This window comes from Bradyrhizobium sp. SZCCHNR3119 (assembly GCF_032487775.1).
Taxonomy (GTDB): Bacteria; Pseudomonadota; Alphaproteobacteria; order Rhizobiales; family Xanthobacteraceae; genus Bradyrhizobium.
The window spans coordinates 2,940,985-2,954,211 of the sequence record NZ_JAUEUV010000001.1 but is presented as its reverse complement, the minus strand read 5'-3'; the positions used below and the strand labels follow the sequence as shown (position 1 = coordinate 2,954,211).

At 64.3% G+C, this 13,227-nt stretch carries 12 protein-coding genes; 10 read left to right on the top strand and 2 right to left on the bottom strand.

Translation table 11 applies throughout. The features are described 5' to 3' along the window. Nucleotides 1-102: 102 nt before the first annotated feature. The gene (locus QX034_RS13795) at nt 103-912 is read right to left on the bottom strand and encodes a DUF3108 domain-containing protein (protein WP_315703126.1); all 810 of its coding nucleotides are present in this window, start codon (nt 910-912) and stop codon (nt 103-105) included. Between the two features lie 582 nt (nt 913-1,494). On the opposite strand from QX034_RS13795, the gene rpmB reads away from it, so the two are divergent. Then, a complete protein-coding gene (rpmB, locus tag QX034_RS13790; RefSeq protein ID WP_315702054.1) occupies nt 1,495-1,803 on the top strand; it encodes a 50S ribosomal protein L28 in 309 nt (102 codons plus the stop codon). A gap of 590 nt (nt 1,804-2,393) precedes the next feature. Then, a complete protein-coding gene (locus QX034_RS13785; protein WP_315702055.1) occupies nt 2,394-3,653 on the top strand; it encodes a DUF2235 domain-containing protein in 1,260 nt (419 codons plus the stop codon). 80 nt (nt 3,654-3,733) lie between these two features. Here QX034_RS13785 and QX034_RS13780 read toward each other — a convergent pair whose 3' ends face one another. After that, nucleotides 3,734-4,651, bottom strand: coding sequence for a DMT family transporter (locus tag QX034_RS13780; RefSeq protein WP_315702056.1), 918 nt, complete (start codon nt 4,649-4,651; stop codon nt 3,734-3,736). Between the two features lie 189 nt (nt 4,652-4,840). Between QX034_RS13780 and obgE the strand changes: the two genes are divergently transcribed. From obgE to QX034_RS13740, 8 genes are all read left to right on the top strand, one after another. Then, on the top strand, nt 4,841-5,911 hold the full coding sequence (obgE, locus tag QX034_RS13775) for a GTPase ObgE (protein ID WP_315702057.1): 1,071 nt from the start codon (nt 4,841-4,843) through the stop codon (nt 5,909-5,911). Nucleotides 5,912-6,030: 119 nt separating this feature from the next. Continuing rightward, on the top strand, nt 6,031-7,173 hold the full coding sequence (proB, locus tag QX034_RS13770; protein WP_315742616.1) for a glutamate 5-kinase: 1,143 nt from the start codon (nt 6,031-6,033) through the stop codon (nt 7,171-7,173). Nucleotides 7,174-7,242: 69 nt separating this feature from the next. Then, the gene (locus QX034_RS13765) at nt 7,243-8,532 is read left to right on the top strand and encodes a glutamate-5-semialdehyde dehydrogenase (protein ID WP_315728046.1); all 1,290 of its coding nucleotides are present in this window, start codon (nt 7,243-7,245) and stop codon (nt 8,530-8,532) included. A 100-nt stretch (nt 8,533-8,632) separates the two neighbouring features. Further along, complete coding sequence (locus QX034_RS13760) at nt 8,633-9,232, top strand: nicotinate-nucleotide adenylyltransferase (protein WP_315703127.1); 600 nt, start codon at nt 8,633-8,635, stop codon at nt 9,230-9,232. A 300-nt stretch (nt 9,233-9,532) separates the two neighbouring features. Further along, entirely contained in the window at nt 9,533-9,889 is a 357-nt protein-coding gene (gene rsfS / locus QX034_RS13755) for a ribosome silencing factor (protein ID WP_315702060.1), read from the top strand. A gap of 48 nt (nt 9,890-9,937) precedes the next feature. After that, on the top strand, nt 9,938-10,420 hold the full coding sequence (gene rlmH, locus QX034_RS13750; protein WP_315702061.1) for a 23S rRNA (pseudouridine(1915)-N(3))-methyltransferase RlmH: 483 nt from the start codon (nt 9,938-9,940) through the stop codon (nt 10,418-10,420). Between the two features lie 31 nt (nt 10,421-10,451). Next, nucleotides 10,452-11,834 (top strand): murein hydrolase activator EnvC family protein, encoded by a 1,383-nt coding sequence (locus QX034_RS13745; RefSeq protein WP_316195473.1) that lies wholly within the window; start codon nt 10,452-10,454, stop codon nt 11,832-11,834. Then, entirely contained in the window at nt 11,831-13,213 is a 1,383-nt protein-coding gene (locus QX034_RS13740; protein WP_316195472.1) for a S41 family peptidase, read from the top strand. The genes QX034_RS13745 and QX034_RS13740 overlap by 4 nt, the downstream gene beginning before the upstream one ends. Nucleotides 13,214-13,227 lie beyond the last annotated feature (14 nt).

The window sequence follows — 13,227 nt, the reverse complement described above, 5'->3', positions numbered from 1 at the left end:
AATCAGATTCGAGCAAGAGTCAAACGGATTCACGCGGGAATTGCGACAACGGACGATCCAGAGGGACCGTCTCCCTTTGGCGGAAAGTCGGCGGGCGAGCCGCTACTGCGTTTTCGCCACACGCGGCGGGGTGGCCTGGGTGACGAAGCTGGTCGCCTCCAGCACGCCGGTTCCAAACGGGGTCGGAATCACCAGCCTGAACGGCACCAGGATGCGGGTCCCCGCGATCGGCACGAAATAAATCTCGAGATTGCGCGCGCTGGCCAGATATTTGATCACGGGCCGGTCTGGAATATAGCCCGCCACCGGCGTGAAGTAGATGGCACAGACCAACGCCGGCCCGCGATAGCCCTTTTCGGCCCGCACATTTTCCAGGCGCTTGAAATCGAGCTTGAGCTCGTAGCGCATGCGGCCGTCGAACACCGGCGCGCCGGCGTGGCAGGCCTCCGGCGTCAGCAGATCGCCATTGCCGGGGACGCGCAACAGCGAGGCGGTCATCGGATCGTACACGCCGCGCTTATGCGCCTCCGTCACCGGAATGCGGTCGGGATCGACCGGCGGCGTCGGATCGATGCTGAACTCCTTCACGTTACCATTCGTAAGCGTGATGCGGATCTGTTCGGACTTCTTCCCCGCAGTGGTCGAGGCTTGGTAGCTCTGGCCGACCAGCGCCCCGTTGACGATCCGCCCCTGTGCCGAGCCCTGGCCCGAACCTTGCGAGAAGCTCTTCAGCAACCCCGCGGTGCCGCCTTGCGCGGCCGCGCCATACTGATCCTCGCCGATCTCGATGGCCCAGGTGCCTTTGCCGATCGGGATGCCGGCGAGCGTCGCCTCATATACGGCATCGAGGCGGCCCTGCGCGGAAGCTTGTGGAACGGCGGCGAACAGCACCAGGACAAGCGCGACCGCGATGGTCGCGCCACGTGCGACGCCGCGGGCAAGGCCGCGACCACAGGAGGGCGCGACGATCAAGGGAGCTGCGCGATGGGTCACTTCAAAGGGCCGTCCTGCCAAAACGCCTGCTCGCGCACCTCTGCGCGATCGCCTCGTTACTTAAGCGAAAAAATCCAACGCACAACGCAACTCGGCGTCGGCGCGGCATTTCCCGCGCCGGGTCCCTTGCGGGGCCGAAAGTCTATTGGGCCGCGCCAACGGCATCCAGCCTATCGTACCGCCCCGATTATGCTCTTTATATGGTGACCGGCCAGAGTCTACAGTGTTGATTTCGCGTCAGATTTCTGACTTGTAGGTGATTGCGGGCGCCGCCCTGGAAAAACGGAACTTTGACGGCTACCCCCTGACCCGCGTCGCGCAAAGGGCGGGAGCCACCGCATCTCGAAAGGCGCCAGTTACCCGCCTTCAAAAACTTGACGTATTCGCCCATCGCCCCTATACGTCCGCGTCTCCCAGAGAGAACTGGACGAATTTTGGACCCCCGCGCCGCGCGCCAAAAGCGGCGATTACGGGTGCGGGGATGAAAGAGGATTTGCAACGATGTCGCGGCGCTGTGAACTGACGGCCAAGGGCCCCCAGGTCGGCCACAAGGTGAGCCACTCCAACATCAAGACCAAGCGGCGCTTCCTGCCGAACCTTTGCAACGTGACCTTCATCTCGGATGCGCTGGGCCGCAACGTGCGTCTGCGCGTCTCGACCAACGCGATCAAAAGCGTCGACCACAATGGCGGACTGGATGCGTATCTGCTCAAGGCCAATGCCGCGACGCTGTCGCCGCGTGCGCTGGAGCTGAAGCGCCAGATCGAAAAGAAGGCCGCCGAGGCCGCTCCCGTCGCGAAGGCGAGCTGACTACGAGATTTAGAGCAGCGGCCGAGCCCGGCTGCTCACGGAACCTGAGCAAACCGATAAGGCCGGGTCGAACGACCCGGCCTTATCTGTTTGATGCTGGAAAACGCATCGTCGGCTGCCTGTCGGCTTCGCAGCGGAGTTACCTTATCCAACTCCCGTCCGATGCGGTTTCGCGGTTCGCATATGGTGATCATTCCGTTCAGCCGCAGCTGTACTGATGGACGAGCGCGTTGCGGAGACCAAGCGCAGCGTGGGCCGAAATCGATCATTTAATTCAATAGCGCGCACGGAGCACCGCAGGTTTTTGTTGTCACGCCCGCCGAGAGGCCCAGCAGACGCAGAAACTCTCGTGCAGAACTTCGATTGAATATCAGAATGAGGGCGACGGACTAAGACAGCTCTGACCCTCGCAGCTCGCAAAAAACGAACTTCCCGGCGGTCGTTCGCGCCGACTACCGCCTCTGAATTCCTTATACCAGCACAATCGTCGGTTTCTGGCACCTGTACAACTGTCACAAAAACCAATCTCCTCAAACTCCGCCAGATGCATTACACTCGCAAAGGTCGTATTCTGGAGGCCCACAATCGCAATGAAGAACATCGTCATCTGCTGTGACGGCACAGGCAACGAGATCAGCGAAAATATCTCCAACGTGCTGAAGCTCTATCGCTGCCTGCGCAAGACCGACAGGACCACGCCGCACCAGGCGGTGTTCTATGATCCCGGCGTCGGCACCTTGTCGCAGCCGGACACTTGGCATCGCATCAAGGCCAATTTCAACATGGTGCTGGGGCTGATGACCGGTTACGGGCTCGACGACAACGTCATCGCGGCCTACGCCTTCCTGGTGCAGCATTACGAGGAGGGCGACCGGGTCTTCCTGTTCGGCTTTTCCCGCGGCGCCTACGCCGTGCGCATGCTGGCCGGGCTGATCCACAAGATCGGGCTGATCTCACCAAACCAGGTGAACCTCGCCGGATCCGGGCTGATCGCCTACAAGAAATATTCGAGCGACAACCCGAAGGCTGGCCGCGGCGTCACGGCGAAGGCGGAAACCGCCGACGAGGACGGCCCATTGCCGCAGAACCGCAACGACCACGCCGCGCAGTTCGCCCGCATCTTGTCGACCCGCGCACCCTCGATCCATTTCATCGGCGTGTGGGACACCGTGGCAAGCGTGATCGTGCCGCGGCCGGACCGCCTCTATTGGCCGAGCCTCGAGGAGCTCGCCTTCACGATCCAGAACCCGAGCGTCAAGATCTTCCGGCAGGCGATCGCGATGGACGAGCGCCGCTACATGTTCCGGTTGAAGAAGTGGGACGAGCCGCAGAGCTACAAGCCGGTCCGCTTCAACGACGTCCATTCCGGCCCGCAGGATTCCAAGCAGGTGTGGTTCGCCGGCGTGCATAGCGACATCGGCGGCGGCTATCCGGAGAAGGATTCCGCGCTGTCGAAATTTCCGCTGCTGTGGATGATCGACGAGGCCGTCGCGGCGGGGTTGAGCGTCAACCCGAGCACGGTGAACCAGCTCGCCTGGGGCGTGCAGCGCAAAGGCAGCCCGTTTTCCTATGTCGCGCCGGACATTCGCGGCCAACTCCACGATTCGATGACACTCCCCTGGCGACTGCTCGAATACTTGCCGAAGAAGGACAAATACAAGGAATGGCCGGCGCGCAAATCGCATCTCGGCTTCTACATTCCGGACTGCGAACCGCGCTTCATCCCCGACGGCGCCTTCATCCACGAGAGCGCGTTGATGCGGATCGCCGAGATACCCAACTATCGACCGGTAAACCTGCCCATGGCTTACGAGCGTGTGCCGCTCTCGGCGAAGGGGCAAGTGGGCTAAGCTTCCTCTGCGCCTTCAGAACGGACGTCGGGTCAGATGCGATCTATGAGCTGCTTCTTCCCTGGATAGGATGAGTTGGTTCAGACCGGCGGATTGACCGCACCCTCGTCCTTGCCGAGGCTGCGCTCGCGCAAATAGATGTAAAGCCCGGCGCCGATGATGATCGCTGCACCGGCGATCGTCGCCGGATGCGGCACATCGCCGAACACCACGAAACCGAAGATCACCGCCCACACGATCATCGAATATTGATAGGGCACGACCACCGATGCAGGCGCGAGCTTCAAGGAGCGGTTGACGCAGAACAACGCCGTGACCGAGATGAGGCCCGCCGCAGCGAACAGCATCAGGCTTCCCGGCGTCGGCGTCACCCAGCCGAACGGTGCCATGACCGCACCGAGCAAAAAGGTGCCCACGAATTGCGAGGACGCCATCACGATGTCGGGGGTGGCGCGCAGTGAGCGGGTGATCAGCATCAGCACGGCGAAGGAAAGGCTGCCGCCGAGCGCGATCAGCGCCGGCAGGCTGAATGTCTGCGCCGACGGACGCAGCGCGATCACAACGCCGCAGAAACCGATCAGGATCGCGCTCCAGCGCCGCCAGCCGACCTGCTCGCGCAAGACCAGCGCCGACAGCGCGGTGACGAAGATGGGCCCGGCCAGATAATACGTGATGACGTCCGCGAGCGGCAGGTAGACGGTGGCAAGGAAGAACGCCGCCACCTCCAGCGTCGAGAGGATCACGCGGACGAGCTGCAGCCACGGCCGCTCCAGCTTGAGGAACTGCGCGCGGTGACGCCAGATCACCGGCGAGAGCACCAGCAAGGCGGCACAGGCGCGCAAGACCAGGAGCTGCCCGACCGAATAGGTGCCGACCAGGAATTTACCGGTGGCGTCACCGAACGAGAACATGAAGATCGACAGCAGCATCAAGGCGATGCCGGCGAGCCGGGCGGCGCGTTCATCGTTGGACGTGGAGAGTCGAGAGAGCACGCTCATGATGGTGCAGCCTTACCAAGCCATCTGCTTCGGCTCCAGCGTTCCGCTACGCGTGCGGCGCGATCCTGCCGCAACCGCCACGCAATGCTCGATTCCGAGTTCAATTCCAAGCCCATGAATTAAGCGTTTGGGCCGAAAAGGCCGAACTCCGCGGTTGCCGTGGCGGCCCGCCTCGCCTACCTAAGACCCATGAAATTCCTCGATGAAGCCAAGGTCTATGTGCGCTCCGGCGACGGCGGCAACGGTTGCGTTGCGTTCCGGCGCGAGAAGTTCATCGAGTTCGGCGGCCCGTCCGGCGGCAATGGCGGCCGTGGCGGCGATGTGGTCATCGAGGCCGTCGATGGGCTGAACACGCTGATCGACTACCGCTACCAGCAGCATTTCAAGGCCCAAAAGGGCGAAAACGGCATGGGCAAGGACCGCCACGGCGCCGGCGGCAAGCCGATCGTGCTCAAGGTCCCCGTCGGCACCCAGATCTTCGACGAGGACAAGGAGACCTTGATCCACGATTTCGCCACCCGGGGCGAGCGCTTCGTGCTGGCTCATGGCGGCAATGGCGGCTTCGGCAATGCGCATTTCAAGTCGCCGACCAACCGCGCCCCGCGCCACGCCAATCCCGGCCAGCCGGGCGAGGAGCGCTGGATCTGGCTGCGGCTGAAGCTGATTGCGGATGCCGGCCTGGTCGGCCTGCCCAACGCCGGCAAATCGACCTTCCTGTCCAAGGTCAGCGCCGCCAAGCCCAAGATCGCGGACTATCCTTTCACCACCTTGCATCCGCAGCTCGGGGTGGTGAATGCCGATGGCCGCGAATTCGTGCTCGCCGACATTCCCGGCCTGATCGAGGGCGCGCATGAGGGCGCCGGCCTCGGTGACCGCTTCTTGGGCCATGTCGAACGCTGCCGCGTGTTGCTGCATCTGGTCGATGCGACCTGCGAGCATGCCGGCAAGGCCTACAAGACGGTCCGGCACGAACTCGAAGCCTATGGCGGGCAGCTTGCCGACAAAGTCGAGATCGTCGCGCTGAACAAGATCGATGCGGTCGATGCCGATGAGCTGAAAAAGCAGAAGGACCGCCTGAAGCGCGCAGCCAAGAAGACGCCGCTACTGCTCTCCGGCGCGACCGGGGACGGCGTCAAGGAAGCCCTGCGCAAGCTCTCCGAGGTGATCGGCGAGCAGCCGGTGTCCGCCAAGGCAAAGAACGCGATCGAGAACGCCGCGACCGAGGAGCCGTGGGCGGCGCCGCCGCCGCCGCAAGGCTGAGCGCCCGTCGCCCAGCTTGCCTCCCCTGCGGCGGCTTGCGACAATCCCTGAACAATCGCTCTCGCGACGCCCCGTGCCTCCATCCATGCGAGGCATTCGAACCGACCTCGCAGCTCATCATGGCCGATCCCAAACTCGAGAATTTCCGCCGTATCGTGGTCAAGGTCGGCTCCTCGCTTCTGGTCGATGCCGAGGCCGGAGACGTGCGGACGTCGTGGCTCGCCGCGCTCGCTGCCGATATCGCCAAGCTGCATGACGCCGGCTGCGAGGTGCTGGTGGTGTCCTCGGGCTCGATCGCGCTCGGCCGCAGCCGCTTGAAGTTGCCGCGCGGTCCTCTGAAGCTGGAGGAAAGCCAGGCCGCGGCCGCCGTCGGCCAGATCGCGCTGGCCCGGATCTGGTCGGAGGTGCTGGGCGCGCACGGCATCGATGCCGGGCAGATCCTGGTCACTCTGCAGGACACCGAGGAGCGGCGGCGTTATCTCAACGCCCGCTCGACCATCGCCAAGCTCCTGGAATGGCGCGCGGTGCCCGTGATCAACGAGAACGACACGGTCGCGACCGCCGAAATCCGCTACGGCGACAATGATCGGCTGGCCGCACGTGTTGCGACCATGGCCAGCGCCGATCTGCTGATTCTGCTCTCCGACATCGATGGGCTCTACACGGCGCCGCCGGCCCAGGACCCGAACGCGCGGCTCATTCCCGTGGTCGAAACCGTCACCGCCGAGATCGAGGGGATGGCCGGCAGCGCCGCGTCCGAGCTGTCGCGCGGCGGCATGCACACCAAGATCGAGGCGGCCAAGATCGCGACCACCGGCGGCACCCACATGCTGATCGCCTCCGGGAAGATCGAGCATCCGCTGACCGCGATCGCCGAAGGTGGCCGCTGCACCTGGTTCCTGACGCCCGCCAACCCCGTCACCGCGCGCAAGCGCTGGATCGCAGGCTCGCTGGAGCCGAAGGGCATGCTGGTGATCGATGCCGGTGCAGTGACGGCGCTGCGCTCCGGCAAGAGCCTGCTGCCCGCGGGCGTCGTCCGCGTGGAGGGCCAGTTCGCCCGCGGCGACGCGGTGGTGGTGCGCGGGCCCGACATGCATGAAATCGGTCGCGGACTGGTGGCCTATGACGCCGACGACGCCGACAGGATCAAAGGCCGCTCCTCGCCGGATGTCGCCACCATCCTGGGCGTGCCCGGCCGGGCCGAGATGATCCATCGCGATGACCTGGTGATCGGACCGGCCGGCGCCGGACCGACGGCGTAGATGGGCGGCGAATTCGCTCCGACGTCGCTTTCATGCTAGGAATTGATCGAAATTCAAGGTTGGAACGTCATGACAGCTTCCCTCAAAGCCATCGACGGCAGCGCCGATCTGCCCGCGCTGATGAACGAGCTTGCCGCACAGGCCCGCGCGGCCGCGCGGGTGCTGTCGCTGGCGCCGGCTGAGCAAAAGAACCGCGCGCTGGAAGCGATGGAGCGTTTGATCCGTGCGCGCGCCGATGCCATCCTCGCTACCAATGCTGAGGACGTCGCCGAGGCCAAGGCTGCCGGGATCACCAGCGCCTTCATCGACCGCCTGACGCTGACGCCGGCGCGCATCGCCGCCATGGCGGACGGGATCGCCGCCGTGCGCGCGATTTCCGATCCGGTCGGCGTCGTCACCGAAAGCTGGCAACGCCCGAACGGCATGACCATCGAGCGCGTGCGCGTGCCGCTCGGCGTCATCGCCGTGATCTTCGAGAGCCGGCCGAACGTCGCTGCCGACGCTGGCGCACTCTGCCTGAAATCCGGCAACGCGGTGATCCTGCGCGGCGGCTCCGACAGCTTCCGGTCCTGCCGCGCGATCCACGATTGCCTGGTGCAGGGCTTGCGCGAAGCGGGCCTGCCTGAAGCATCGATCACATTGGTGCCGACCCGCGACCGGGCCGCGGTGGGGCTGCTGCTGAGCGGCTTGAACGGCGGCGTCGATGTGATCGTGCCGCGCGGCGGCAAGAGCCTGGTGGCGCGGGTCGAGGCTGAAGCGCGCGTGCCGGTGTTCGCCCATCTCGAAGGCGTCAACCACGTGTATGTCGATGGCGCTGCCGACTTGGAGATGGCGAAATCGATCGTGCTGAACGCGAAGATGCGTCGCACCGGCGTCTGCGGCGCCGCCGAAACCCTGCTGGTGGATCGGACGGCCGGCACCATGCTCAAGCCGCTGCTCGATATGTTGATCGACGCCGGCTGCGAAGTGCGGGGCGATGAAACAGTCCAGCGTGCCGACTCGCGCGTGAAGCCGGCGAGCGAGGAGGACTGGGACACCGAATATCTCGACGCGATCATCGCCGCCAAGGTGGTGGATGGCGTGCAGGGCGCCATCGCTCATATCCACGAGCACGGTTCGCATCACACCGATGCGATCGTGACCGAGGATACCAAAGCGGCCGACAAGTTCCTCAACGAGGTGGATTCGGCGATCGTGCTGCACAACGCTTCGACGCAATTCGCCGACGGTGGCGAGTTCGGCTTCGGCGCGGAGATCGGCATCGCCACCGGCAAGTTCCACGCACGCGGGCCCGTTGGCGTGGAGCAGTTGACCAGCTTCAAGTACCGCATCCACGGTACCGGGCAGACCCGTCCGTAACAGCGAGCGTTGGCGTGAAGCATCGGCAGAGCTGCCAGGGCCTGCAGCGGAGACGTCCTTGAACGATATCTCCGCCACCGCGCCCGCGTTCCTCCAAGGGCTGCCGCCTCATAGCGATGGCATGCGCATCGGCCTGCTCGGCGGCTCCTTCAACCCGCCGCATCAGGCGCATCGCGCTATCAGCCTGTTCGCGCTGAAGCGACTGCAACTCGATCGCGTCTGGTGGCTGGTCACGCCGGGCAATCCGCTGAAAGACAATGACGGCCTGCACGCGCTCGCCGAGCGTGCGGCCGCGGCGCAGAAAATGGCTGCCGACCCCAGGATCGAGATCAGCTGTCTCGAAGCCGTCATCGGGACCCGCTACACTGCTGATACGATCAACTACTTGCGTAGGCGTGCTTCGCGCCTGCGCTTTGTCTGGATCATGGGCGCCGACAATCTCGCGCAGTTCCATCGTTGGCAGAACTGGCAGCGCATCGCTGCCCAAGTGCCGATGGCCATCATCGATCGGCCGCCTCAGAGCTTTCGCGCCCTGACCGCGCCCGCAGCCCGCGCGCTGGCGCGTTACCGAATCCCGGAGAACGAGGCCGGCCGGCTCGCCGATCGCCACGCCCCCGCCTGGGTGTTCCTCACCGGCCTCAAATTGAACCTGTCGTCGACCGGCCTTAGGAACCCGGACGGCAGCTGGAAGTCGGAATGAAATGCAAGACCGCACCCGAAGAGCGGGTGCGACATCGAGACGCGCGAGCGCTTGTCGGTCCCTGCTACGTCGAGGTTCCGGAGACCGAATCTGGTTATCGAGCCTCGGAAAAGTGCCGGGAAAGTGGGGTACTGGAATATTGAACTCGTTAACCCCACATGCGTAGTATGGTCAGCAGGCGAAGAGATTCGGCCTGCGATACAGTGAAAGGAATGGTCCCTGACCACATCTGTATTGTCCCAGTCGGTTTTACCGAAGACCGTCAAGTCGACGCGTAAAACATCGACCCCGAAAGCGGCCTTGCAGGCGCAACCCGACGCCGACAAGACCCTGAGCATGATCCTTTCCCGCCTCGACGACATGAAGGCGGAAGAGACGGTCACCATCGATCTTCGTGGTAAATCGGCATATTCCGACTACATGGTCGTCACCTCGGGCCGGTCCAACCGGCACGTCGGCTCGATCGCGGAAAACGTCGCTAAAGCCCTGAAGGAATCCGGTGTCAAACCGCCGCATATCGAAGGCCTGCCCAACTGCGATTGGGTCCTGATCGATTCCGGCGACGTGATCGTGCACGTGTTCAGGCCCGAGGTCCGCGAGTTCTACAATCTCGAGCGGTTGTGGACGCAGGGGCCGAAGCCGGCGAAGACGCTCTGACGCGACGGCGCGGTGTCATGCCATGCGTGCGCATGCTAACGATATCGCATGCGCATTGTTGTCATTGCCGTCGGCCGCCTGAAGCAGGGTCCTGAACGCGAGCTCGCAGATCGCTATCGCGAGCGCTTCGAGGATCTCAGCCGCAAGCTCGGCTTCCGCGGCATCGACATCCATGAGATCAGCGAAAGCCGCGCCCGCGATGCGGCGGCGCGGATCGCCGAGGAAGCGGCGGCGATCGCGACTCACATCCCGGAAAAATCCCTGCTGGTGACGCTCGACGAACACGGCCAAAACATTGACAGCGCCGGCTTTGCCGGTCAGCTCGGCCGCTGGCGTGACGAGGCCGCGCCCAGCACGGCTTTCGTGATCGGCGGGGCTGACGGACTTTCGCCCGAATTGCAGCGCAGAGCGAAGCTGAGGATCGCGTTCGGGACCGCGACCTGGCCGCATCAGATTGTCCGCGTTCTGCTTCTGGAGCAGCTTTACCGGGCCGCGACGATCCTGGCAGGCCATCCCTATCACCGCGCTTGAATTGGCGCCGAGACGAGCACATTAAGGTCCGATGTCCGCTGCGCGGCCCCCTCGCTTCCCTTCATTCACCAGCCGCCCCGGCCGGCCTCCCACCCCCTCGCTCTCAGCCCTGCTCCTATCCGCAATCCTTGTGGCGCCCGCTGGACCGGTGTTCAGCCAGACCCCGCTGCGACCGTCGGTCGGGACACCCACGGCCGGGACGCCGCCGTCCGCCGACGCCTTGAAGCAGCGCGAACAGGAGCTCGAGGCCGCCCGCGCGGCGCAAAAGAGCGCGGCAGACGCCCAGGAGCGACTGAAGGCGGATATCGCCGCGATCGGTCAGGATCGCAGCAAGCTCAATCAGCAATTGATCGATGTCGCCGCGCAGGTGCGCGGTATCGAAGGCCACATCGGCGAGGCGGAGACGCGGCTGCGCGGTTTGGACAGTCGCGAGCAGGAACTGCGCGACTCCCTGGAGTCGCGGCGCTCCGAGATCATCGAGGTGCTGGCCGCGCTACAGCGCGCCGGCCGCCGGACACCGCCGGCGCTGTTGGTGCGGCCCGAAGATGCGCTGCAATCGCTGCGGACCGCGATGCTGCTCGGCTCGGTCGTGCCGGAGATGCGTAGCCGCGCCGAAAAGCTATCGGGCGACCTCGGCGAATTGCTCAACGTCCGCAAGACCATCGCGACCGAGCGCGACAAGCTCGCACTCGACCGCGATAAGCTCAGAACCGATCAAACGCGGCTATCCGCTCTGATCGAGGAACGCCAGCGTCAGCAGGCTGCCGCCGAGAAGGACATGCAGGCTGAAGGCGCCCGCGCGGTCGCGATCGCCCAGCAGATCGACAATCTGCAAGGCCTGATCGCGACCATGGAGCAGGACGTCAAGAGCGCAGCCAAGGCCGCGGTGACGGCGAGCCTGCAGGGCGTTCCGGTCAACAACAAACCTGACGTCAACGCACTGCGAAACTCAAATCGCAAGAGCCCGGCGATCGCCTTTGCCTCGACCAAAGGAATGCTCGCCCTTCCCGTGAACGGCACCAAGATTCGCGGTTTTGGCGGTTCCGACGGTGCCAGTAGTGTCGATAAAGGCATTTCTTTGGCGACCCGGCCCGGAGCCCAAGTCACAACGCCGTGTGATGGCTGGGTCGTCTATGCCGGGCCCTTCCGCAGCTACGGACAACTCTTGATCCTCAACGCCGGGGGCGGGTATCATGTCCTGATCGCCGGGATGGAGCGCATTTCCGTCACTATCGGGCAGTTTGTTCAGGCGGGAGAGCCGGTCGCGACCATGGGAAACACCTCGCAGGTCGCCTCCATTCTCGCCACCAATGCGAGCCAACCTGTGCTCTATATCGAGTTTCGTAAGGACGGCACTCCAATCGATCCAGGCCCATGGTGGGCCACAAATGAAGGCGAAAAGGTACGCGGATGATGCGTAAGACTTCGGTAATTCTCCTGAGCGCGGCCACCGGTGCGGCATTGACCCTGCTGGTAACGCAGCCACGCGCAGTGCTGATGGGATCGACCGCGCGCGCCGCGACCGCTGATACCTATCGCCAGCTCAACCTGTTCGGCGACGTGTTCGAGCGCGTGCGCAGTGACTATGTCGAAAAGCCCGACGATTCGAAGCTCGTGGAATCCGCGATCAGCGGCATGCTCTCGGGCCTCGATCCGCATTCGAGCTACATGGATGCCAAGAGCTTCCGCGACATGCAGGTGCAGACCCGCGGCGAGTTCGGTGGCCTCGGCATCGAGGTCACCATGGAAGACGGCCTGATCAAGGTGGTCTCGCCGATCGACGACACGCCGGCCTCGAAGGCCGGAATCCAGGCCAACGACATCATCACCAATCTCGACGACGAGGCCGTGCAGGGCCTGACGCTGAACCAGGCGGTCGAGAAGATGCGCGGCCCCGTCGGCACCAAGATCAAGCTCAAGATCGTCCGCAAGGGCGCCGACAATCCGCTCGACGTCACGCTGACCCGCGACAACATCCGCGTTCGCTCGGTGCGTTCGCGCGTCGAGGCCGACGACATCGCCTATATCCGCATCACGACCTTCAACGAGCAGACCACCGAAGGCCTGAAGAAGAGCATCGCGGATCTGCAGAACCAGATCGGCGACAAGCTGAAGGGTTACGTCATCGATCTCCGCAACAATCCGGGCGGCCTGCTCGAAGAGGCCGTCACCGTCTCCGACACCTTCCTGGAGCGGGGCGAGATCGTTTCGACCCGCGGCCGCAATGCCGAGGAAACCCAGCGCCGCACCGCGCATCCGGGCGATCTGACCAAGGGCAAGCCGGTGATCGTGCTGATCAATGGCGGCTCGGCCTCGGCCTCCGAAATCGTCGCTGGTGCTCTGCAGGATCACAAGCGCGCGACGCTGGTGGGCACCCGCTCGTTCGGCAAGGGATCTGTGCAGACCATCATCCCGCTCGGCGCGGGCAATGGCGCGCTGCGCCTGACGACGGCGCGCTACTACACGCCGTCGGGCAAGTCGATCCAAGCCAAGGGCATCGTGCCCGACATCGAAGTGCTGCAGGACGTGCCGGACGAGCTGAAATCGCGCATGGACACCAAGGGCGAGGCCTCGTTGCGCGGCCACCTGAAGAACGATGGCGACGAGAAGACCGGCTCGCAGTCCTACGTGCCGCCGGACGCCAAGGACGACAAGGCACTGAAGATGGCCGATGACCTGCTGCACGGCATCAAGAGCAGCTCCTCGGCGAATCCAGCACCGGCAGCAACGACCGACAAGGCGGCAGCCGACAAGCCGGCCGGCAGCGAGCGGCAGACGCCGAAGCCGAACTGACGCAAAATTTCGGA

What these genes read in the sequence shown, in the direction of transcription:
- QX034_RS13785 (WP_315702055.1), top strand. Translation starts at nt 2,394, where the DNA reads ATGAAGAACATCGTCATCTGCTGTGACGGCACAGGCAACGAGATCAGC.
- QX034_RS13745 (WP_316195473.1), top strand. Translation starts at nt 10,452, where the DNA reads ATGTCCGCTGCGCGGCCCCCTCGCTTCCCTTCATTCACCAGCCGCCCC.
- proB (WP_315742616.1), top strand. Translation starts at nt 6,031, where the DNA reads ATGGCCGATCCCAAACTCGAGAATTTCCGCCGTATCGTGGTCAAGGTC.
- QX034_RS13740 (WP_316195472.1), top strand. Translation starts at nt 11,831, where the DNA reads ATGATGCGTAAGACTTCGGTAATTCTCCTGAGCGCGGCCACCGGTGCG.
- rlmH (WP_315702061.1), top strand. Translation starts at nt 9,938, where the DNA reads ATGCGCATTGTTGTCATTGCCGTCGGCCGCCTGAAGCAGGGTCCTGAA.
- rpmB (WP_315702054.1), top strand. Translation starts at nt 1,495, where the DNA reads ATGTCGCGGCGCTGTGAACTGACGGCCAAGGGCCCCCAGGTCGGCCAC.
- QX034_RS13780 (WP_315702056.1), bottom strand. Translation starts at nt 4,651, where the DNA reads ATGAGCGTGCTCTCTCGACTCTCCACGTCCAACGATGAACGCGCCGCC.
- obgE (WP_315702057.1), top strand. Translation starts at nt 4,841, where the DNA reads ATGAAATTCCTCGATGAAGCCAAGGTCTATGTGCGCTCCGGCGACGGC.
- QX034_RS13765 (WP_315728046.1), top strand. Translation starts at nt 7,243, where the DNA reads ATGACAGCTTCCCTCAAAGCCATCGACGGCAGCGCCGATCTGCCCGCG.